This window comes from Microbacterium sp. Y-01 (assembly GCF_003856715.1).
In the GTDB taxonomy this organism is placed as follows: Bacteria; Actinomycetota; Actinomycetes; order Actinomycetales; family Microbacteriaceae; genus Microbacterium; species Microbacterium algeriense.
The window spans coordinates 3,012,415-3,033,205 of the sequence record NZ_CP024170.1 but is presented as its reverse complement, the minus strand read 5'-3'; the positions used below and the strand labels follow the sequence as shown (position 1 = coordinate 3,033,205).

Annotated in this window: 21 protein-coding genes and 1 tRNA gene; 19 read left to right on the top strand and 3 right to left on the bottom strand. The window is 70.0% G+C overall.

Features of this window, described 5'->3' with window-relative positions; translation table 11 throughout:
* The first annotated feature begins 35 nt into the window (after positions 1-35).
* The 4 genes from CSX12_RS14495 to poxB all read left to right on the top strand — a co-directional run bounded on the left by CSX12_RS14495 (position 36) and on the right by poxB (position 5,292).
* Positions 36-1,502 (top strand): NAD-dependent succinate-semialdehyde dehydrogenase, encoded by a 1,467-nt coding sequence (locus tag CSX12_RS14495; protein ID WP_124896247.1) that lies wholly within the window; start codon positions 36-38, stop codon positions 1,500-1,502.
* Between the two features lie 99 nt (positions 1,503-1,601).
* Positions 1,602-2,966 carry an NAD-dependent succinate-semialdehyde dehydrogenase gene (locus tag CSX12_RS14490; RefSeq protein WP_124896246.1) on the top strand — a complete coding sequence of 455 codons (1,365 nt, stop codon included), beginning with the start codon at positions 1,602-1,604 and terminating at the stop codon, positions 2,964-2,966.
* Between the two features lie 111 nt (positions 2,967-3,077).
* Complete coding sequence (locus CSX12_RS14485) at positions 3,078-3,515, top strand: pyridoxamine 5'-phosphate oxidase family protein (protein WP_124896245.1); 438 nt, start codon at positions 3,078-3,080, stop codon at positions 3,513-3,515.
* 52 nt (positions 3,516-3,567) lie between these two features.
* A complete protein-coding gene (poxB, locus tag CSX12_RS14480) occupies positions 3,568-5,292 on the top strand; it encodes a ubiquinone-dependent pyruvate dehydrogenase (RefSeq protein WP_017201522.1) in 1,725 nt (574 codons plus the stop codon).
* Positions 5,293-5,319: 27 nt separating this feature from the next.
* Here the strand turns inward: poxB and CSX12_RS14475 are convergent, their stop codons facing one another.
* Both CSX12_RS14475 and CSX12_RS14470 read right to left on the bottom strand, forming a co-directional pair.
* Positions 5,320-8,118: a hypothetical protein gene (locus CSX12_RS14475; protein ID WP_124896244.1), complete on the bottom strand. Its 2,799-nt coding sequence runs from the start codon at positions 8,116-8,118 to the stop codon at positions 5,320-5,322.
* Between the two features lie 25 nt (positions 8,119-8,143).
* Positions 8,144-9,973, bottom strand: a complete 1,830-nt coding sequence (locus CSX12_RS14470) for an HSP90 family protein (protein WP_124896243.1) — start codon at positions 9,971-9,973, stop codon at positions 8,144-8,146.
* Positions 9,974-10,187: 214 nt separating this feature from the next.
* Here CSX12_RS14470 and CSX12_RS14465 point away from each other — a divergent pair.
* The 9 genes from CSX12_RS14465 to CSX12_RS14425 all read left to right on the top strand — a co-directional run bounded on the left by CSX12_RS14465 (position 10,188) and on the right by CSX12_RS14425 (position 15,988).
* A tRNA-Trp gene (locus CSX12_RS14465) sits at positions 10,188-10,260 on the top strand.
* 40 nt (positions 10,261-10,300) lie between these two features.
* Complete coding sequence (secE, locus tag CSX12_RS14460; RefSeq protein ID WP_017201518.1) at positions 10,301-10,573, top strand: preprotein translocase subunit SecE; 273 nt, start codon at positions 10,301-10,303, stop codon at positions 10,571-10,573.
* Between the two features lie 42 nt (positions 10,574-10,615).
* Positions 10,616-11,653 carry a transcription termination/antitermination protein NusG gene (gene nusG / locus CSX12_RS14455; protein WP_017201517.1) on the top strand — a complete coding sequence of 346 codons (1,038 nt, stop codon included), beginning with the start codon at positions 10,616-10,618 and terminating at the stop codon, positions 11,651-11,653.
* Between the two features lie 330 nt (positions 11,654-11,983).
* Positions 11,984-12,415, top strand: a complete 432-nt coding sequence (rplK, locus tag CSX12_RS14450; RefSeq protein WP_017201516.1) for a 50S ribosomal protein L11 — start codon at positions 11,984-11,986, stop codon at positions 12,413-12,415.
* Positions 12,416-12,426: 11 nt separating this feature from the next.
* On the top strand, positions 12,427-13,116 hold the full coding sequence (rplA, locus tag CSX12_RS14445) for a 50S ribosomal protein L1 (protein ID WP_017201515.1): 690 nt from the start codon (positions 12,427-12,429) through the stop codon (positions 13,114-13,116).
* Positions 13,117-13,309: 193 nt separating this feature from the next.
* Positions 13,310-14,125, top strand: a complete 816-nt coding sequence (locus tag CSX12_RS14440; RefSeq protein ID WP_124896242.1) for an amino acid ABC transporter substrate-binding protein — start codon at positions 13,310-13,312, stop codon at positions 14,123-14,125.
* A 3-nt stretch (positions 14,126-14,128) separates the two neighbouring features.
* Positions 14,129-14,794, top strand: a complete 666-nt coding sequence (locus tag CSX12_RS14435; RefSeq protein WP_017201513.1) for an amino acid ABC transporter permease — start codon at positions 14,129-14,131, stop codon at positions 14,792-14,794.
* Complete coding sequence (locus CSX12_RS14430; RefSeq protein WP_017201512.1) at positions 14,781-15,584, top strand: amino acid ABC transporter ATP-binding protein; 804 nt, start codon at positions 14,781-14,783, stop codon at positions 15,582-15,584. Before CSX12_RS14435 ends, CSX12_RS14430 begins: the two co-directional genes overlap by 14 nt.
* Positions 15,585-15,631: 47 nt before the next feature.
* Positions 15,632-15,988: a DUF1801 domain-containing protein gene (locus CSX12_RS14425; RefSeq protein ID WP_017201511.1), complete on the top strand. Its 357-nt coding sequence runs from the start codon at positions 15,632-15,634 to the stop codon at positions 15,986-15,988.
* Positions 15,989-15,992: 4 nt separating this feature from the next.
* Here the strand turns inward: CSX12_RS14425 and CSX12_RS14420 are convergent, their stop codons facing one another.
* Entirely contained in the window at positions 15,993-16,652 is a 660-nt protein-coding gene (locus tag CSX12_RS14420; RefSeq protein WP_124896241.1) for a LysE/ArgO family amino acid transporter, read from the bottom strand.
* Between the two features lie 70 nt (positions 16,653-16,722).
* Here CSX12_RS14420 and CSX12_RS14415 point away from each other — a divergent pair, with 70 nt between their 5' ends.
* The 6 genes from CSX12_RS14415 to CSX12_RS14390 all read left to right on the top strand — a co-directional run bounded on the left by CSX12_RS14415 (position 16,723) and on the right by CSX12_RS14390 (position 20,783).
* Positions 16,723-17,604, top strand: a complete 882-nt coding sequence (locus CSX12_RS14415) for a LysR family transcriptional regulator ArgP (RefSeq protein WP_206427100.1) — start codon at positions 16,723-16,725, stop codon at positions 17,602-17,604.
* 168 nt (positions 17,605-17,772) lie between these two features.
* Positions 17,773-18,393: a SipW-dependent-type signal peptide-containing protein gene (locus tag CSX12_RS14410; RefSeq protein ID WP_124896240.1), complete on the top strand. Its 621-nt coding sequence runs from the start codon at positions 17,773-17,775 to the stop codon at positions 18,391-18,393.
* A 7-nt stretch (positions 18,394-18,400) separates the two neighbouring features.
* Entirely contained in the window at positions 18,401-19,018 is a 618-nt protein-coding gene (locus CSX12_RS14405; protein ID WP_124896239.1) for a SipW-dependent-type signal peptide-containing protein, read from the top strand.
* 18 nt (positions 19,019-19,036) lie between these two features.
* Positions 19,037-19,642: a signal peptidase I gene (locus tag CSX12_RS14400; protein ID WP_124896238.1), complete on the top strand. Its 606-nt coding sequence runs from the start codon at positions 19,037-19,039 to the stop codon at positions 19,640-19,642.
* Positions 19,639-20,289 carry a hypothetical protein gene (locus CSX12_RS14395; protein ID WP_124896237.1) on the top strand — a complete coding sequence of 217 codons (651 nt, stop codon included), beginning with the start codon at positions 19,639-19,641 and terminating at the stop codon, positions 20,287-20,289. Before CSX12_RS14400 ends, CSX12_RS14395 begins: the two co-directional genes overlap by 4 nt.
* Complete coding sequence (locus CSX12_RS14390) at positions 20,286-20,783, top strand: hypothetical protein (protein WP_124896236.1); 498 nt, start codon at positions 20,286-20,288, stop codon at positions 20,781-20,783. The genes CSX12_RS14395 and CSX12_RS14390 overlap by 4 nt, the downstream gene beginning before the upstream one ends.
* Positions 20,784-20,791 lie beyond the last annotated feature (8 nt).

Genomic DNA, 20,791 nt, shown 5'->3' with positions numbered 1-20,791 from the left:
CTCAGCCACCCATCCTCCTCACGGAAAGAGAACCCATGAGCACTCAGACCGAGCAGGCGCTGCTCGACAGCATCCCCACCGGCCTCTTCATCGGCGGCGAGTGGACGGACGCCGAGACCGGCGGCACCTTCGACGTGCATGACCCGGCGACCGGTGCCGTGATCCGCACCATCGCCGACGCGACCCCCGCCGACGGCATCCGCGCGCTCGACGCCGCGGTCGCCGCGCAGGACGCGTGGGCCGCGACCGCACCGCGGGTGCGCAGCGAGATCCTGCGCCGGGCGTTCGACCTCGTGCAGGCGCACAAGGAGGATCTCGCCCTACTCATGACGCTGGAGATGGGCAAGCCGCTCGCCGAGGCGCGCGGGGAGGTCGTCTACGGCGGCGAGTTCCTGCGCTGGTTCAGCGAGGAGGCCGTGCGGATCAGCGGACGCTACGGGATCAACCCCGAGGGCACGGGTCACATGGTCGTGTCGCAGCGTCCGGTCGGACCGTCGTTCTTCGTGACGCCGTGGAACTTCCCCTTCGCGATGGCGACCCGCAAGATCGCGCCGGCACTCGCCGCCGGCTGCACCGTCGTCATCAAGCCCCCGGCACTGACGCCGCTCACGACCATCTACTTCACGAAGCTGCTCGAAGAAGCCGGTCTCCCCGCCGGCGTCGTCAACGTCGTGCAGACCTCGAAGTCCAGCGCCCTGTCGGCGCCGATCATCGCCGACCCGCGCCTGCGCAAGCTGTCCTTCACCGGATCCACCGAGGTCGGCCGCAAGCTCATCGCCCAGGCGGCCGAGGGCGTGCTGCGCGTGTCGATGGAGCTCGGCGGCAACGCCCCGTTCGTGGTGTTCGACGATGCCGACCTCGACAAGGCCGTGGAGGGCGCGCTGGCCGCGAAGTTCCGCAACATCGGCCAGGCCTGCACCGCGGCGAACCGCTTCATCGTGCACAAGGACGTCGCAGGCGAGTTCGCCAAGCGCGTGACCGAGCGTGTCAACGGCATGAAGATCGGCCGCGGCACGGAGGAGGGCGTGGCGATCGGACCGCTCATCGACGAGGACGCCGTGGCCAAAGCCGGCGAGCTCGTCGACGACGCCGTCGAGCGCGGCGCCACGCTGCTCGCGGGCGGCAAGGCGGTCGAGGGGACCGGCACGTTCTACGAGCCCACCGTCCTCACCGACGTCGTGCCCGGCAGCGCGATCCTCCGCGAGGAGATCTTCGGACCGGTGCTCGCGATCGCCACGTTCGAGACCGAGGAGGAGGCGGTCCGTCTCGCGAACGACACCGAGTACGGTCTCGTCTCGTACGTCTTCACCGAGAACCTGCAGCGCGGACAGCGGATGATCGACGGCCTCGAGACCGGCATGATGGGTCTCAACGTGGGCGTGGTCTCGAACGCGGCCGCTCCCTTCGGCGGCGTCAAGCAGTCCGGCGTCGGCCGCGAGGGCGGCTTCGAAGGCATCCACGAGTACCTGTCCACCAAGTACACGCTGATCCCGATCTCCTGATCTCCCGGGGTGGGTCCCTGAGCTCGTCGAAGGGCCCCACCCCACGAACGGCCTGGGTCCCTGAGCTCGTCGAAGGGCCCGCACACGAGAGGACACCTCATGACCGACTACGCCGTCATCAACCCCGCCACCGGAGAGACGCTGGCGTCCTTCGACACGTTCACCGACGCGCAGATCGAGGAGGCTGTCGCCGCCGCGGACGAGGCGCACCGCGAGTGGTCGCGCTCGACCACGGTCGCCGATCGCGCCGCGCTGCTGCGCCGCGCGGCCGAGCTGCACCGCGAGCGCCGCGAGGAGCTGGCCGACATCTTCGTGCGCGAGATGGGCAAGCCCCGCGAGGCCGCGCTCGGCGAGGTCGACTTCGCCGCGGACATCGCCGAGTACTACGCCGATCAGGCCGAGGACATCATGGCCGACCAGCCGATCAAGATCCTCGGTGACGGCTCGGCGATCATCCGCCGCTCGTCGCTCGGACCGCTCGTCGGCATCATGCCGTGGAACTTCCCGGCCTATCAGATCGTGCGGTTCGCGGCCCCGAACCTGATCGTCGGCAACACGATCCTCCTGAAGCCCGCGCCGCAGTGCCCGGAGTCGTCGAGCGCGATCGAGGCGATCTACCACGACGCCGGCTTCCCGAAGGGTGCGTACCAGAACGTCCTCGCCACGAACGAGCAGATCGCCGACATGATCGCCGACCCGCGCGTGCAGGGCGTGTCCCTCACGGGCTCGGAGCGTGCCGGCGCGGCCGTCGCCGAGGTCGCCGGCCGCAACCTGAAGAAGGTGGCGCTGGAGCTGGGCGGATCCGACCCGTTCATCGTGCTGTCGACGGACGACCTCGACGCGACGGTGCAGGCGGGGGTCGACGCGCGCCTGGACAACAACGGCCAGGCCTGCAACGGGGCGAAGCGCTTCATCATCGTCGACGAGCTGTACGACGCGTTCGTGGAGAAGTTCACGGCGGCGATGGCGGCGGTCGAGGCGACCGACCCGATGCTCGACGACACGGTGCTCGGACCGGTCTCCTCCGAGGCTGCCGCGGAGAACCTGCAGAAGCAGATCGACTCCGCGGTCGAGCAGGGCGCGACGCTGCTGACCGGCGGCACGCGCGAGGGAGCGTTCTTCGCGCCGACCGTGCTTGCTGACGTCACCCCGGACATGAACGTCTACCGGGAGGAGCTGTTCGGGCCGGCGGCGGTCGTGTACCGCGTCGCGGACGAGGACGCTGCGGTCGCGCTGGCGAACGACACCACGTTCGGCCTCGGATCGTACGTGTTCACGACGGACGCGGACCAGGCCGAGCGCGTGGCCGACCGGATCGAGGCGGGCATGGTCTACGTCAACCTCGTGCTGGCCGACAGCCCCGAGCTGCCGTTCGGCGGTATCAAGCGCAGCGGCACCGCCCGCGAACTGGGCCACCTCGCCGCGGACGAGTTCGTCAACAAGAAGCTCATCCGCATCGGCTGACCGTGCGACGGACGGCCCCTCGCAGAGCGCGAGGGGCCGTCCGCATGCCCGCCTCGTGCTGCGGGACTGATGCCCTGTCGGCGGAGACAGCGGGTGAGGGACAATGGCGGCATGAGCACGAATGCCGACCCGATCGAGACGCTGACCACCGAACAGAGCTGGGAGCGGCTCCGCACGCAGGAGCTCGGACGCCTCGTCACCCATGTGGGCGAGACGATCGACATCTTCCCCGTGAACTACGCGGTGGACGGGGATGGCATCCTGTTCCGCACCGCGCCCGGCAGCAAGCTGTTCGAGTTGACGGTCAACGCCGACGTGCTGTTCGAGGTCGACCACCACACCGACACCGCGGCGTGGAGCGTCATCGTCAGGGGACACGCGAGCGCGCTGGAGTCCGATGCCGATGTGCAGCGCGCGGAGGCCGCAGGGCTTCGACCGTGGATCCCGACCGACAAACGCGTCTACGTGCGCATCGCCCCGACCTCCGTGTCCGGCAGGGCGTTCCGTCGCGCTCCCGAGCCCGACCGCGACGGCCCCCAGGAATACTGAGCGGTCGTCTGCGCATCGCCCTTCTCCGCGCCTCCGGGCGTAGGGTCGGAGTATGGCCAACGTCGCTGAGAACATCGTCAAGACTCTGCACGCCAACGGGATCGACCGCGTCTACGGCATCCCCGGAGATTCGCTGAACGGATTCACGGACGCGCTCCGCAAGGACGGCACGATTCGCTGGGTGCACGTGCGGCACGAGGAGTCCGCCGCGTTCGCCGCCGCCGCCGACGCCGCCACCACGGGCGAGCTCGCGGTGGTCGCCGGCTCCTGCGGTCCGGGCAACCTGCACCTCATCAACGGCCTCTACGACGCGAACCGCTCCCGCGTTCCCGTGCTCGCGATCGCCGCGCACATCCCCACGACAGAGATCGGCACCGGGTACTTCCAGGAGACGCACCCGCAGGAGCTCTTCCGCGAGTGCAGCGTGTACGTCGAGTACGTCGCCGACCCGAAGCAGATGCCGCGCCTGATGGAGATCGCCATGCGCGCGGCGATCGAGGAGCGCGGGGTGGCGGTGCTGGTGATCCCGGGCGACGTCGCGCTGGCCGATATCGCCGACGACCGTGCCGTGGTGATCGAGCGGGCACGTCCGGTCGTGGTCCCGAGCGGTCCGGAGCTCGAGAAGGCCGCGACGCTGCTGAACGCGGCGAAGAACGTCACGATCCTCGCCGGCGCAGGGGTCGAAGGCGCCCACGACGAGGTCATCGCCCTCGCCGACAAGCTCGGTGCGCCGATCGTCCACGCCCTGCGCGGCAAGGAGTTCATCGAGTACGACAACCCCTTCGACGTCGGGATGACGGGCCTGCTCGGCTTCGCGTCCGGGTATCGGGCGATGGAGGCCGCCGACGCGCTGCTGGTGCTGGGCAGCGACTTCCCGTACGAGCAGTTCTACCCCGACGGCGCGAAGACCATCCAGGTCGACATCCGCGGCGCACAGCTGGGCAAGCGGCACCCGCTCGACCTGGGACTGGTCGGCGACGTCCGGGCCACGGCTGAAGCGCTGCTGCCGCGGATCGCCCACAAGGACGACCGCGGCCACCTCGACGACGCGATCGCGCACTACCGCAAGACCCGCAAGAAGCTCGACGAGCTGGCTGTCCCGGCCAAGGGGAAGCGTCCCATCCATCCTCAGTACCTCGCCAGGCTCCTGGACGAGTACGCGACCGACGACGCGATCTTCACCGCGGATGTGGGCTCGCCGACCGTCTGGGCGGCGCGCTACCTCTCGATGACGGAGAACCGGCGCCTGATCGGCTCGTTCACGCACGGCTCGATGGCCAACGCCCTGATGCACGGCATCGGCGCGCAGGTCGCCCACCCGGACCGGCAGGTCGTCGCGCTCGCCGGCGACGGCGGCCTGGCGATGATGCTCGGTGAGCTGCTGACGCTGACGCAGAACAAGCTGCCGGTGAAGACGATCGTCGTCAACAACTCCTCGCTGAACTTCGTCGAACTGGAGATGAAGGCCGCGGGATTCGTGACCTACGGCACGGGCCTGGACAACCCGAGCTTCGCGGCGATCGCCGAGGCCATGGGCATCTTCGCGCGGCGCGTGGAGCGCAGCGAAGACCTCCCTGAGGCGGTCAGGGAGGTGCTCGCGCATGACGGCCCCGCGCTGCTCGACGTCGTCACAGAGCGGCAGGAGCTGTCCATGCCGCCGGCGATCGAGGCCGCGCAGGTCAAGGGCTTCGCGCTGTACGCGATCCGCACCGTCATGTCCGGGCGTGGGGACGAGCTCCTCGACCTCGCGAAGGCGAACTGGCGCCAGCTGTTCTGAGCCGGCGCCGGCCGGGCTGAGCGGCGCTCAGCTCTCGACGCCGGCGCGGACCTCCGCGGCCTCGCCGTGACGGCCCAGCGCCTCGAGCACGTTGCCGAGTTCAAGCGCGGCGACCTGTACGAGGGGCGGGTGGGCCGCGCCGTGCTCGATCGCGCTCCGGTACACCGGCACCGCGTCGGACGACCGCTCGTTGCCCGCCAGGACACGGGCGGCGAACAGCTCGGATCCTCCTGCGGAGCCCAGGTCGCCGAGTTCGGCGAAGCCGTCGGCGGCCGTGAGCGCGGCCGACACGGCCTCGTCCACGCGCCCGAGCTCCGCGAGCGCCCGTCCGCGCGAGTCCGTGACATCGGCGAGGAGCCAGGCGGCGTCGTGCTCCTGCGCGAGGGCGGCCACCTCGTCGAACAGCGGGAACGCGCGCTCGTCGCCGCGTCCGCCGTAGGCCTGACCGAGGCTGTGCAGCACCTCGGTCAGCGCACCCACCGCGTCGGGCGCCTTACGCGCGATCTCGGCGGCGGACTCGAGCAGCGAGATCGCGTCGTCGTGCTCGTCGAAGCGTGCGAGGATCTTGGCCTGCTCGGTCATGGACATGGCCTGATCGGTGTGCTCCTCAGCCTGTCCGAACAGCTCGGAGGCGTAGCCGAACGCGCCGACGGCCTGACCGAACTCGCCGGAGGTGGCCAGGGCGCGCGCCAGCATCGAGGCGGTCATGGCACGGGAGCCGGCGGGCGTCTCGGCCTCCTCCTCGCGCTGCAGCACGTCGCCGAACAGCTCGGCCGCCTCCTCGGCGTCGCCGACACGCAGCATGGCGCGTGCGAGACGGAAGTCCACGCCCGTCGCGTCGCCTCCGGCCTCCCCGGCGATCCGCGCAGCCAGTCGGTACCGGGACACGGCCTTCTCCGGCTCGTCCCCGTCCTCCCAGAGGGCTCCGGCGAGGAGGTGCGCCTCGCCGAGGGCGCGGGTCGCCCCGAGTTCGGCGAGCAGACGGCAGGACTCATCCGCGTCGGCGGCGCCTTCCAGGTACGACCCGGTGCCTCCCCGCACGCGCGCGCGGGTCTGCAGCGCCTGGGCGCGGTGGCCGGTGCTGAGATCGTCCTGGGCCAGGAGGCGGTCCAGCAGCGCGGCTCCGGCCTCGAAGTCGCCCTTGCCGAGCACGGCGGAGATCGCCAGAAGCGTCGTGGTGTTGGCGAGTCGCGTGTCCTCCGCCTCCGTGAAGGAGCGCGCGGCGACCTCGGCGTGATCCAGGGCGGCGTCGGGCTCGCTCGCGCGCAGGTGCAGGGCGGCGCGGCTGATCGCCAGGTCGCCGCGCGACCAGGCGGGCAGGTCGTCGGCGTCGGCGATGGCCTCTTCCAGCGCCGCCTTCGTCTCCGGGGTGTCCAGGCCGAAGGTCGCAAGGCCCAGGCGCTGTTCGAGGTCGGCCTGCGCCTCCAGGCCGGCCGCCCGCAGCGCGGCGATGCGCTCCGGGAGCAGCTGCAGCGCCTCCTCCGCGCGGTCGAGGGCGATCAGGATGCCCAGGCGCATCGAGAGCAGCTGCGCTCGCTTCGCCGGGTCTGCGACCTCGAGGGCATGCGGCAGGGCCTCGAGCGTCTCGTGCTCCGCGCCGAACTGCGCGAGCTGCATCGCCCGCTCGAACCAGGCGTCCGCATCCGCCGGTACGGAGGACGTGACGGGAGCGACGAAGGCGTCGGAGCGGATCGGCACGTCGTACTGCTCGTCGGCGAGAGCGCGCATCCGCTCCAGGCTGCGCGCGTGCCCGTCGGTGCCGTCGCGCTCGTCGAACGCGGCCCCGATCCGCTCGGCTGCCGCCCAGGAGGCCGCGGCGAGGTCGGCGGCGCTCCACGTGCCGTCGTGCTCGCCGAAGAACGGGACGAGCGCTGCCGATTCCGCGCCGCGCACCGGGGTATCACCGTGTCCGGCGGCCGTGACGCGGTCCAGCGCCACGGCGAGGGCGGCGAGGGCGGCGAAGTGCGCGTCGACGTTCAGACCGTCGTGCGCGAGCCAGGCGATGTGCTTCTCGACCAGGGCGAGAGCACGCGCCTCGTTGCCGGTGATCGCGGCGAAGACGATGTTGTTCGCGACGATGCGGAGGTTGTCGGGGTTGTCCTTCGCCAGGCGGTAGCTGCGCAGATGCGCGGTCTTCGCCTCGTCGAAGCGTCCCGCCCGCAGGTAGGGGAGCAGGACGCGGGAGAGCGCGTGCTCCGGCTCCTCGCCGCACGAGAAGCCGCCCTCGATCATCTCCTCGACGAGGACGATCGCCTCCGCGTCGCGATCGGTGTCCGCGAAGAAACCGGCGATCTGGCTGCGTCCGCAGGCGTCGCAGTGGCTGTGGTCGTCGCGCGGGGTGGCCTCCAGCTGCACTCGGAGGCGCTCCGCGTCGTCGAGGCGGCCGGCATCCCAGGCGTCCTCGAACCGCGCTGTCAGGACGCCGCTGACGCCCAGGCCGGCGGCGCGGTAGTGCGACTCCATGTCGTCGAGCACGGCGGCGATCTGCTCCTGCGAGAACGCCGGGGAGGACCGCAGGGATGCCGCCATCCACTTGAACTGCCACATCAGGTCGGCGCCGCCGTTGTCGAGGTCGGCGGGGAAGCGCTGCGGGTCGGCGTCGTGATGGGCCAGGCACCAGGCGAACGAGTTGAGCATGACGTCGGTGGCGCCGTTCATGTTGGCGGAGGCCGTCTGCCGCATCCGCGCCTCGTACTCCAGCCGCTCGTCGCCGATCTCGACCGCGAGCGCGACGGCCTCCGTGACGAGGGCCTGCTCGGCCGGGCCCCACGGGGTGCGGTCGATCTCCTCGATCAGCTGCTGGAAGCGCTTCTTCGGACGTGCCATGGCGGGAGGGCCTTTCGGTGAGGTGTCAGCGGGCGTCCTCGAAGGGGAGCGCGTCCCCTTCGAGTCCGGCAGAGAGGGAGACGAGGTCTGCGAGAGCACTCGTCATGAGGGCGCGATCGGCGTCGGCGAGCGGATGATGCCCGGCGAGCAGCGCCTGGATGTACAGCAGCTGCACGGTCCGGGCGAAGACCGCGTCGTCCTGCACGCGGACGAGGGCCCGGACCACGCGGTTCGACCAGTTCAGGCACAGCCGGGCGCGCAGGTCGTCGTCGCGCGCGGACGATCGGGTCTGATCGATCCGGTCGAGCACCCCGCCCCAGAGTGCGCCGGTCACGCCCTTCGTGCGGCCTCGGTCGATGGCGCGGAGAACCTCGGGGTCGGCGACGTAGAGTCCGGCGAGGTCCGTGCGGGCGATCGAGCGCACGACCACGGAGCACTCGGATGCGGCGAGCACGGCCCCCGCGCGGGCCTCCAGCGCGACAGCGGCGTCGCGGTCGTCGAGGGGCGGCGGATCGAGCCTGTCGAGCTCGCCCGTGACGTCGACGCGCTCCACCGTGACATGCGGGTAGAGGTCGGGCAGCATCCGCACCAGGTCGGCGTCGTAGAGGTAGCCGCCGTTGACGAGCACCTCGTCGGCGGGCGAGATCCCCGCCACCTGCCGGAACTCGTCCACGGTCTGCGCGTAGCGCACGTGCGGATACCGTTCGACGAGATCCCCGACGCGCAGCGAACCGTGCGTGGTCTCGACCGTCAGCCAGCGCGAGATGAATCGGGCGAGCTCCTCGTCGTGCCGTACCAGCGACTTCAGGCCGACCTCGTGCACCGCGACGAACTGCGCGAGGCGGTGCGGCTCCCGCAGACCCAGCTCGAGCACCCAGCGGCGGATCCCCGCGCCCAGCTGCTCCCGTACGCGTTCCAGCGCGGCGTCCTCGACGAGCGACTCCCGGCTCGCGGTCGGAGCGAGTCCGGTGGAGTCGACCACTGCGCGCACGAAGAAGGCCCAGTCCGGCAGCACGTCGTCGACGCGCTCCGACAGCAGCATGCGGCCGAGGTACATGCGGGTCGCCTGGCGTGCTCCGGGCGGCGGCGCGTAGGGCAGCACGTAGGCGAGGCCCCGGGTTCCGGTTGCCGGCTCGCTCAGCTCGATCACGTCGAGCGGACTCGCGCCGAGCAGATCCCGCCCGTACTCCACGGCGGACTCCGGGTCCTCCGCGGCATCCAGGAACGGTGCGTCCCTGGTGATGTCGATGTCTCCGCCCGCGGTGTCGACCGTCACCCGCACGGGCAGGAACTCGCCGAAGGTCGTGGCCAGCTCGTGCACCGCTGCGGGACGCAGCAGCTCGTCGGCATCGAAGCGCGGCACGAGGTGCACGCTGGTGCCGATGGGGAGCTCCTCGTCGAGCTCGGCGACCTGGAAGGTCCCGTCCGCGCTTCCCGTCCACTCCACGGAAGCGCCGCCGCGCGCGCTTCGGGAGCGGATGACGATGGTGTCGGCGACCATGAAGCAGCTGAGCAGTCCGATGCCGAACTGTCCCAGGTAATCGCTGCGGGGGAGGTCGAAGATGTCCCGCTTGGAGCTGCGGCCGACCGTCGCGAGGAGGTCGGCGACCTCGGCGGAAGTGAGGCCGACCCCGTCGTCGCGAAGCACGAACTCGCCGGTCTCGGCGGTCAGCGGACTGATGCGGATGCGTCCACCGCCGCCGTCGACCTCGCGCCGGGCGGTGATGGCGTCCCTGGCGTTCTGCAGCAGCTCTCTCAGGTACACCCGGGGGCTGGAGTAGATGTGCCTGCTGAGCAGATCGACGACTCCTCGCAGATCCACCTGGAACTGCTGCACATCCGCGCCCACACGCATCCCTTCCCCACTGATTCCGCTCGCCGAGCCTAGCAAGAACGCCGGTTCCTGACCTCGGGTCCGGCGTCGGGTTCGGCGTCGGGTTCGGCGTCGTCGGAAGGATGCCGTATGCTTGTGGGGCAGTTGTTCTCTGCATTCTTTCGCCGTGCCTGGGACCCGAGGGTCGCAGGATCGTGACAGAGTGGGAGGACACCCCCGAGGCCTCACGGTCTCTAGGGCGGTAGCTCAATTGGCAGAGCAGCGGTCTCCAAAACCGCAGGTTGCAGGTTCGATTCCTGTCCGCCCTGCGCGTCAGCGCAACGCTGACACACGAAAGGTACATTCAGGATGGATCAGGACGAACCGCGCGGCGAGGTCGTCGCGGCCGGCGCCACCCGCGAGAAGAAGGGCAACCCCTTCTCCCGGTTCTTCGGGAGCATCGCCCTGTTCATCCGCCAGGTCATCGCCGAGCTCCGCAAGGTCGTCACCCCGACTCGCAAGGAGCTGTTCAAGTTCACCGGTGTCGTGCTCGTCTTCGTGATCATCGTCATGGGCATCGTCTACGGCTTGGACACGCTGTTCGCGTTCGTGACGCACTGGGTGTTCGGAATCCCTGGCTGATGACCCCCGCGGCTCACGCCGCAGCTATGGAGAAGAAACAACGTGTCTGAACGATATTCCGACGACGCCGACTGGGCGACCGCCGCAGAGCAGTCCAGCGAGGAGGACGAGGCCCAGGAGGGCAACGTGCTCGCCGCGGAGGAGCTCTCGGTCACCTCTGCCGAGCACGTCGCGGTCCACGTCGAAGACGAGGACGGCGAGCAGGATGCCGCGGATGACACCGACATCGACATCGACGACCCGGAGGCGGACGCGATCGTGAACGACGCTCTCAACCTGGACGAAGCGGCTGAAGCCGAGGCTGCCGCTGAGGTCCTCAACGAATCTGTGGCCGAAGAGGTCGCCGAGCAGGAAGCGGAGGCGGCCGACGAGGTCACCCCGTACGACGGCCCCGACGTGAACGGCGAGGACGACCGCCCAGCGGCCGAGGACGCCGAGTCCGAGGACGACGCGGAGGAGGACCCGTACGAGGCCTTCCGCATGGACCTCCGCATGCTTCCGGGCAAGTGGTACGTCATCCACTCCTACGCCGGCTTCGAGCGCAAGGTGAAGGCCAACATCGAGCAGCGCAAGTCGACGCTCGAGGTCGAGGACGAGATCTACCAGGTCGAGGTCCCGATGGAAGACGTGGTCGAGATCAAGAACGGCCAGCGCAAGATGGTCACCCGCGTGCGCATCCCCGGCTACGTGCTGGTGCGCATGGAGCTCACGGAAGACACCTGGTCGGTCGTGCGCCACACCCCCGGCGTCACCGGCTTCGTGGGCAACGCCCACAACCCGACGCCGCTGCGCTTCGAAGAGGCCTTCAACATGCTGAAGTCCCTCGTCGAGGTCAAGGACGTCCCCACGGCCAAGAACATCGCGTCGAAGGGCGGCGTCGCCGTCGCTCGTCCGCTGCCCGCCGAGGTCGACTTCGAGGTCGGCGAGACCATCACGATCAAGGAGGGCTCGTTCGCGGGTCTTCCCGGTTCGATCAGCGAGATCAAGCCGGAGAGCGGCAAGCTCACGGTCCTCGTCTCCCTCTTCGAGCGCGAGACTCCGGTCGAGCTGTCGTTCGACCAGGTCACCAAGATGATCTGACACCGGTCACTGAGCCTGCCGAAGTGCACGAGAACGGCCGTCCCTTCCGGGGCGGCCGTTCTGCGTTGGCGTGGGTCCCTGCTCCGGTCGCGATATGACAGCCAGAATCGGCGTTTTGGCTGTCATATCGCGACGGGAGCCGAGGGGATCCGGCGGGGACAGGCGACGCGCGCAGCTGCGCTCCGGATCGGGTAGACTTGTGTGGTTTGTGCGACAGCCCGCAGGGGTCCCTGAGCTCGTCGAAGGGCGTACAGACGACCACGGTTCGGAAACGCCGGATCAGTGGGAGAAGCGGATGCGCAGGCATCCGCCTCGATGAAAGGAAAGAGAATGGCACCGAAGAAGAAGGTGACCGGCCTGATCAAGCTTCAGATCAACGCCGGTGCAGCCAACCCGGCGCCGCCGATCGGCCCCGCGCTCGGTCAGCATGGCGTCAACATCATGGAGTTCTGCAAGGCGTACAACGCCGCGACCGAGTCGCAGCGCGGCAACGTCATCCCCGTCGAGATCACCGTCTACGAGGACCGCAGCTTCACCTTCGTCCTGAAGACCCCGCCGGCAGCGGAGCTCATCAAGAAGGCCGCCGGCGTGCAGAAGGGGTCGTCGACCCCGCACACGGTCAAGGTCGCGAAGATCACCAAGGACCAGGTCCGTCAGATCGCCGAGCAGAAGCAGGCCGACCTGAACGCGAACGACGTCGAGGCCGCCTCGAAGATCATCGCCGGAACCGCCCGTTCCATGGGCATCACGGTCGAGGGCTGAGGAGAATAATCATGGCTACCAAGTCCAAGGCTTACAAGGCTGCCGCCGAGAAGATCGAGGCAGACCGTTACTACACCCCCTCCGAGGCTGTCGCCCTCGCGAAGGAGACCGGCTCGTCGAAGTTCGACTCGACCGTCGAGGTCGCGCTGAAGCTCGCCGTCGACCCGCGCAAGGCGGACCAGATGGTGCGCGGCACCGTCATCCTCCCGCACGGAACCGGTAAGACCGCTCGTGTCATCGTCTTCGCCACCGGCCCCGCGGCCGAGGCAGCGATCGCCGCAGGTGCGGACGAGGTCGGCGGCGCCGAGCTCATCCAGAAGGTCGCCGACGGCTGGACCAACTTCGACGCCGCGGTCTCCACTCCGGAGCTCATGGGCCAGGTCGGTCGTCTCGGAAAGGTGCTCGGACCGCGTGGTCTGATGCCGAACCCGAAGACCGGCACCGTGACCCCGAACCCGGCCAAGGCCGTCGAGGAGATCAAGGGCGGAAAGATCGAGTTCCGCGTCGACAAGCACGCCAACGTGCACTTCGTCGTCGGCAAGGCGTCCTTCACCGCCGAGCAGCTGAACGAGAACATCGGCGCAGCGCTCGAGGAGATCGTCCGCCTCAAGCCGTCGAGCTCGAAGGGCCGTTACATCCAGAAGGGTGCGGTGTCGACCACGTTCGGCCCCGGCATCCCGCTGGACGTCAACTCCATCTGACGCTTCGACACGCTCAGCGACCCAGTCGCAGAGGAACGCCCCCGGGTTCTCCCGGGGGCGTTTCTGCGTCCGCGCGACCCCTCGGAAACGAATCGTCATCGGATGCGGGGAAGCGGCGCGGGCCGCGTACTGTGAGGGAGTTCCCGTGACGGTCGCGTAAACTCGCACCGCACTTCACACCCCAGGAGGGTTCATGTCCCGTCGTCTCATCGCCGCCACCGCACTCGTCGTCGCCGCCACCGTGCTCACCGCCTGCAGCGGGTCGAGCACTCCTGCGAGCACATCGGACGGCACGAGCGAGGGGTCCGACTTCGGCTTGGTGCAGGATGGCACGCTCACCGTCGCCACCGAGGGCACCTACCGTCCCTTCAGCTTCCACGACGCCGGCGGCTCCGGCGACCTGACCGGTTTCGATGTCGAGATCATCCAGGCGGTCGCCGACAAGCTCGGCCTCGAGGTGAAGTTCCAGGAGACGCAGTGGGACGCGATCTTCGCGGGCCTCGACGCCGGCCGCTTCGACGTCATCGCGAACCAGGTCTCGATCAACGACGAGCGCGAGGCGAAGTACCTCTTCAGCGAGCCCTACACCGTCTCGCCCGGCGTGATCGTCGTGCCCGAGGACGACGATTCGATCTCGTCCTTCGACGACCTCGAGGGCAAGACCACGGCCCAGTCGCTGACGAGCAACTGGTACGAACTGGCGACCGAGTCCGGGGCGAAGGTCGAGGGTGTCGAGGGCTGGGCGCAGGCGGTCGAGCTGCTGCGCCAGGGCCGCGTCGACGCGACGATCAACGACAAGCTGACGTTCCTCGACTACGAGACCACGAACAGCCCGTCCGGTCTGAAGATCGCGGCCGAGACGGACGAGGCCGGTGAGCAGGCGTTCGTGTTCACGAAGGACAAGAAGGCGCTGGTGGAGGCCGTCGACGGTGCGCTCGACGAGCTGCGCGCCGACGGGACCCTGGCGGAGATCAGCGACAAGTACTTCGGCGAAGACGTCACGCAGTAGTCGATGGAGAGTCCCTGGCAGCTGTTCTTCGATTCGCTCGGGCCGATCGCCTGGGCGGGTCTGACGGCGACGGTTCCGCTCGCGCTGATCTCGTTCGTCCTCGGGCTCGTCATCGCCGTCGGTGTCGCCCTGATGCGGATCTCCGTGCACCCGGTCGTCTCGGGGGTGGCGCGCTTCTACATCTCGGTGATCCGCGGCACGCCGATGCTGGTGCAGCTGTTCGTGATCTTCTACGGGCTTCCGTCGGTCGGGGTCACCCTCGACCCGTGGCCGAGTGCGATCATCGCGCTCTCGCTGAACGTCGGCGGCTACGGCGCGGAGGTCGTGCGGGCGGCGATCCTCTCGGTGCCGAAGGGGCAGTGGGAGGCGGCGTACACCGTGGGCATGAACCGCACCCGCACGCTGACGCGGATCATCCTGCCGCAGGCTGCTCGGGTGTCGGTGCCGCCACTGTCGAACACATTCATCTCGCTCGTGAAGGACACCTCCCTGACCTCGCTGATCCTCGTGACGGAGCTGTTCAAGGTGGCCCAGCAGATCGCCTCGACCACGCTGGAGTTCATGGTGCTGTATCTGGCCGCCGCGCTGGTGTACTGGGTGCTCTGCCTGGTGCTGTCGTTCGGTCAGAGTGCTCTCGAGAGGAGGCTGGACAGCCGTGTCGCTCACTGATCCGAACCAGGAGGCCCTGCTCGTCGCGCGCGGGCTGCGCAAGAGCTTCGGCGACAACGAGGTGCTGCGCGGCATCGACCTGACGCTGCATCGTGGCGAGGTGGTCGTGCTGATCGGGCCCAGCGGGTCGGGCAAGACGACGGTGCTGCGCGCGCTCAACGGTCTCGAGACTCCGGATGCCGGCACGATCGTCGTCGCCGGCGGCCCGGAGATCGATTTCGCGCCCGAGGTGAAGCCTTCCCCGCGGCTGCAGAAGCAGAAGCGGCTCGCGCTGCGGGACCGCTCGGCCATGGTGTTCCAGCACCACAATCTCTTCCCTCATCTCACGGTGCTCGAGAACGTGATCGAGGGTCCGTGGCGGGTGCAGGGTCGTCCCAAGGACGAGGTGGTCGTCGACGCCCTCGCGCTGTTGGACAGGGTCGGTCTGGCGGACAAGGCCGATGCCCGTCCGCACCAGCTCTCGGGCGGACAGCAGCAACGCGTCGGCATCGTCCGGGCGCTCGCCCTCCGGCCGGACGTGCTGCTCTTCGACGAGCCGACCAGCGCGCTGGACCCCGAACTCGTGGGGGAGGTGCTGCTCGTGATCAAAGAGCTCGCGGACGAGGGATGGACCATGGCGGTCGTCACGCATGAGCTGAGCTTCGCGCGCGAGGCCGCCGATCACGTGCTGTTCCTGGACGGCGGCGTCATCGTGGAGCAGGGGCCGCCCGCCGACCTGTTCCGTGCGCCGACCCACGAGCGCACGCAGCGCTTCCTCACCCGCATCATGCGTCCGCTCGACGGCGCCTGACCCGCGCATCCCTCGACGCGGGGGTCGCACCGTGACAGGATGCCCCCGTGGGAACCATCGACGACTACCTGACCGACCTCGACCCCGCCGATCGGGAGACGATCGCCCGGGTCTACGCCCTCGCCCGCGACGAGGTGCCGGATGCGGAGCAGGGCAAGGGCTACGGCATGCCCGCCCTCGTGCACCGCGGCAAGCCTCTTCTCTCGGTGATGCGCGCGAAGAAGCACATCGGCGTGTACCCGTTCAGTCCGGAGGCGGTCGCGACGGTCGCCGGGCTCCTGGACGGGCATGAGGGTGTCAGCGTCGACAAGGGCACCATCCGGTTCCAGCCCGAGCATCCCCTCCCGGACGACGCACTTCGCAGTCTGGTGCGTGCGCGACGGCGTCAGATCGACGGCGACTGACCCGTCAGGCGCTCAGCACCGGGATCACGAGGCTCACGGCGATCGCGATCATGACGACCGCGATAACGGCGTCGAGGATGCGCCACGAGCGCGGTGTGCGCAGCCAGCGGCCGAGGTAGCGGGCGCCGAAGCCCAGCGCCGTGAACCACAGGATGCTGGCGGCGATGGCCCCGCCCGCGAAAAGCCAGCGCTCCTCGCCGTGGGTGGCCGCGATCGAGCCGAGCATGAGCACCGTGTCGAGGTAGACGTGCGGGTTGAGCCAGGTGAGCGCCAGGGTCGTCAGCACCACCGGGGCCAGGCGTGTGCGGGTGAGGGTGCCGCTCGCGCTCGTCGTCGACGCGACCGCTGCCGGTTCGTCCGCCGTGTCGACGGCCAGTTCCTCGCCGCCGCGCCACGCGCGTCGAGCCGCGAGGACCCCGTAGGCGAGCAGGAAGGCGGCTCCCGCCCAGCGCGCCACGACCACGAGCCATGGCGCGGCGGTGAGGACGTAGCCCAGCCCTGCCACGCCGGCGGCGATCAGCGCCGCGTCGGACAGTGCGCAGACGGCGACGACGGCCAGGACATGCTCGCGGCGGATCCCCTGACGCAGCACGAAAACGTTCTGCGCGCCGATCGCGACGATGAGGGAGAGGCCGAGTCCGAGACCGGCGAGAACCGTGAGCATGGCCCCAGCCTAGGAATCCGGGGCCATGATGAGAAGCGAAGATTCCTTTCGAACCATTAGCATCGCTTATGTGAGAATCGACCCGGAGCTCGCGGCCACGCTGGCGGCGATCGTGGACGAGGGAACCCTCGACGCGGCTTCCCGGCGGCTCCGGATCACGCCCTCGGCGGTGAGCCAGCGGCTGAAGGCCCTCGAGCAGCAGTTGGGACGCATCCTCGTCGTGCGCAGCAAACCGGCGCGGCTGACCGAAGCGGGCGAGGCGGTCGTGCGCCTGGCGCGGCAGATCGCCCTGCTCGAGCACGATGCGCTCGTGGGGGTCGGGATCGATGAGGAGGGCGCCGCTCGCCGCATCACCGTGCCGCTCGCGGTGAACGCCGACTCGATGGCGACCTGGTTCCTGGCACCGCTGGCCCGACTCTCATCCGGCCACGACATCGACTTCGATCTGCACCGCGACGATCAGAACTTCACCGCCCGCCTGCTGGAGTCCGGAACCGTGATGGCGGCTGTGACGAGCGAGGAGACCCCGGTCGCCGGATGCTCGGTGGCGCCGCTCGGTGTGCTCGAGTATCGGGCGATGGCGGAGGAGGCATTCGCCGAGCGGTGGTTCGCCGACGGTGTGACGCCTGGCGCCCTGGCGCTCGCCCCGTTCGTCGACTTCGATCGCCGTGACACCCTGCAGCACGAGTGGCTGCGGGCGATGGGGGTCTCGCCGGAGGGGGTACCGCGGCACTACGTCCCCGCCTCCCACGACTATGCCCTCGCGGTGCGGCTCGGTCTCGGCTGGGGGATGGTCCCGGTGCCGCAGGAGGCTCCCGACCTGGTCGCTCTGGGCGGACCGACCCTCCGGGTGCGGCTCCACTGGCAGCAGTGGAACCTGCGCTCCGATCTGCTCGACACCATCGCCCAGGAGATCGCCCTCGAGGCGCGTCGCGTGCTCGGCGCCGTCTGAGGCCCCGTTTCCGGTCTGCGCGGGATGAGCGAATCTCCTGCGCGAAATCGCCTTGTCCTTCCGGAAGGGCTCGGAGAGGATGGCGCAAACGCGCGGGTGCGGGGTCGTTGAGGGGTGGCCGGAACACCGGCATCCACGTGGTTCACCGATTCCTGAGGGGGAAGCGACATGGTAACCAAGGCAACGCAGCGCAAGATCGGAGCGGTGCTGGCGGGTGGACTGGTGCTCGGCATCGGCACCGCGGCCACGCTGGCGGCGTGGAACGACTCCGAGTTCGCGAACGGCACGTTCACCGCCGGCGCGTTCAATCTGGAGGGCTCGACGGACGGCACCACGTACGCCGACCACAGCACCGCGGGCACGGCGGCGACGCTCGCGTTCACCCTGCCGGCAGGCCTCGTGAGTAACATGTCGCCGAGCAGCACCGTCTACGCGGGCTTCTGGGTGCGGTTGGCTGCCGGCACGACCTCCGCAGCGAACCTGACCGCCTCAGGTGCAACGGCAGACCCCGCCGCGACCTCCAACTCGGATCACCTGTCGTACGCGATCTACCAGCTCGCTCCCGGGGCGACGTGCAACGCCGCCTCGGCGACCGGCACACCGGTGGCGAGCGGGGCGACGCTGGACGCGCTGACCGGAGCGACTGCTATCCCGCTCACCGCCGGGGCCACGGCCACCGATCCGGGAACGGCCGTGCAGCTGTGCTTCCGCGTCACGGCGGACGCGGCGCTGGAGCCCAGCCTGGTGACGAACGCCACGTGGAGTTTCACGGCCACGTCGACGAACTGAGCGCGTGATGCAGACCCGCAGAGATGTGCGGGAGAGGCGACGGCTGCACTCCCGCCGAGTCCGCGCCGTGCTCGCGGGCGGCCTGGTGCTGGGCATAGGGGCGGCCGCGACCCTCGCCGCCTGGAACGACTCCGAGTTCGGAGCCGCGAGCTTCACGGCCGGCCGGTTCGACATCGTCGGCGCGACGGACGGGACCACGTTCTCGAGCCACGCGACCGCAGGCACCGCCGCGACGCTGAACTTCCAGCTCGCCCCCACGGCGATGGCGCCGGGAACCACCACCTATGCGCTGTTCAGCGTCCGCACCGCGAACCCCTCGGTGGCCGGGACCGTGCAGCTCACCGCCGGCACCCCCGGGGGCACGGGGCTCGCGACGTACCTCACGTACGGCGTGCGGACCATCTCCGGCACCACCTGCAACGGGACCACGTACCCCGCGGGGACCTCGGTGGTCACCGACGGCTCGGCGCTGACGGCCGGAGGGGCGTCGACCCAGACGGTCACGGCGAACGGCGCGTCGCAGGTGAACTACTGCATCGCCGTCACGCTGCCCACCACCGCGCCGAACGCCGCGCAGGGCCTCACGATGTCGCAGACCTGGCAGTTCCAGGGGACATCGTCCTAGATCGGAAGGAGGGTCGAGATGACGCCCATCACGCGACGCAGCGTGCGCGAGCAGCCCGTCGCTCCTCCCGAGGAGGAGACCGGAAGCGCCCCCTCGTCCCGGTCGCGGGCGGGCAGCGCGATCGGAGACGTGCTGCTGTGGCTCGCCGCCGGGGCCGGAGCGGTCTGCATCGTGCTCGTGGTGCTCGCGTTCACGGCGCAGATCACCCTCATCATGTTTCGCACGGGCTCGATGTCGCCGACGATCCCCGCCGGATCGGTGGCGGTGGTGCAGCGCGTCCCGGCGAGCGAGATCGAGGTCGGCGACATCGTCACCGTCGACCGGGACGGCGAGCTCCCCGTGACCCACCGGGTGACCTCCGTCGCGCCGGGCGCGAGCGACGGGCAGCGGACGATCACGATGCGCGGCGACGCGAATGCCGCGGACGATCCCACCCCGTACTCCGTGGCATCCGTCCGGGTCGTCCTGTTCTCCGTGCCCGGCGTCGCCGCCGTGATCGCCGGCATGGGCGATCCGCTCGTGCTCGCCGGGCTGACGGTCGCCGCGGCGCTGCTCGTGGTCTGGGCGTTCTGGCCGCGCTCGCCGCGCGCGAGGGAAGCCCGGGAGAGTCGAGGGTCGTCATGAGACGGCGTCTCGCATTCGGACGGTGGCTGGCGGTCGGGCTCCTGGCGATCGCGGCGGTCGCGACGCCGAGCACGGCCTGGGCGGCGCCCGCCACGCAGGTGATCCAGGGAGACGTGCTGCGCCTGGTCTCGGTGGCCGACTGGGATGCGGCTGCCGGGATGCTCCCCGGCCAGCCCCTGCGCTGGGACGTGGCCGTGAGCGCGCAGGCACCCGATCCGGGTGTGATCCGCATCGGGATCAGCGCGACCGGCGGCGCCGCTCTCGTCGTCGACGTCGCGATGTGCCGTCAGGCGTGGGCGGGGACGGACTGTCCCGGGGGAGCGACCACCCTGCGTGAGGACTGGCGCATCCCCCGCGACGGTGCGGAGACGCCTCTCGCCGAGATCGCGGACACCGAGACCGCGCACCTCCGTCTCGCGATCACCCTGGACGCCGGCGACGCGGCAGGGAGCACCGAGGTGCGCATCCAGGCGCGAGGGGCGGGGGAGACGGTCGCCGTCGGGCCGGAGGGGGGCCTCGCCGTCACCGGCGCCTCGCCCCGCACGGCGTGGCTCGCCGCCGCGGGGGTGCTGCTCGCGCTGGCGGGGGCGGCACTCGGGCGGGGGCGCCGCGTCCGGGCGGAGCCCCAGCGGAGGACGCGCGCATGATGCGCCAGGTCGTGCGGAGGGTGCTGGCGGGGGCGGTCGGCATCGCGGCGCTCGTCGGCATCGCGGCCGTGCATCCCGTGGAGCAGACCGATGCGCGCTTCACCGACAGCGAGTACGGCTCGGGGGTGTTCACCGCAGCGACGCTCGCGGCTCCCGTCGTCGCTTCGTGCACGGTCACCAGCGTCCTCGGCACGTTCACGGGCTTCACCATCACGTGGACCTCGCCCTATCCCCGGGTGCAGCAGCGACTGTCGATCAACAACGTCGCGGTCGACAACACCAACGTCACCCAGAGTGGAACGGGCCCGTACTCGTACTCGGCGACCATCAGCTCCGGGCTGCTGAACACGCTGCTGGGCAGCCTGCTCGGCTCGACCAACACGGTGCGGGTCGAGGCGATCTACGCGGGCACGGCCTGGGCGTCCCCTGCTGCGACACGGACGCTGTCGGTCGGCGGACTGCTCGGGCTGGGCGGCAACAACACGTGCACGTGACCGGGAGC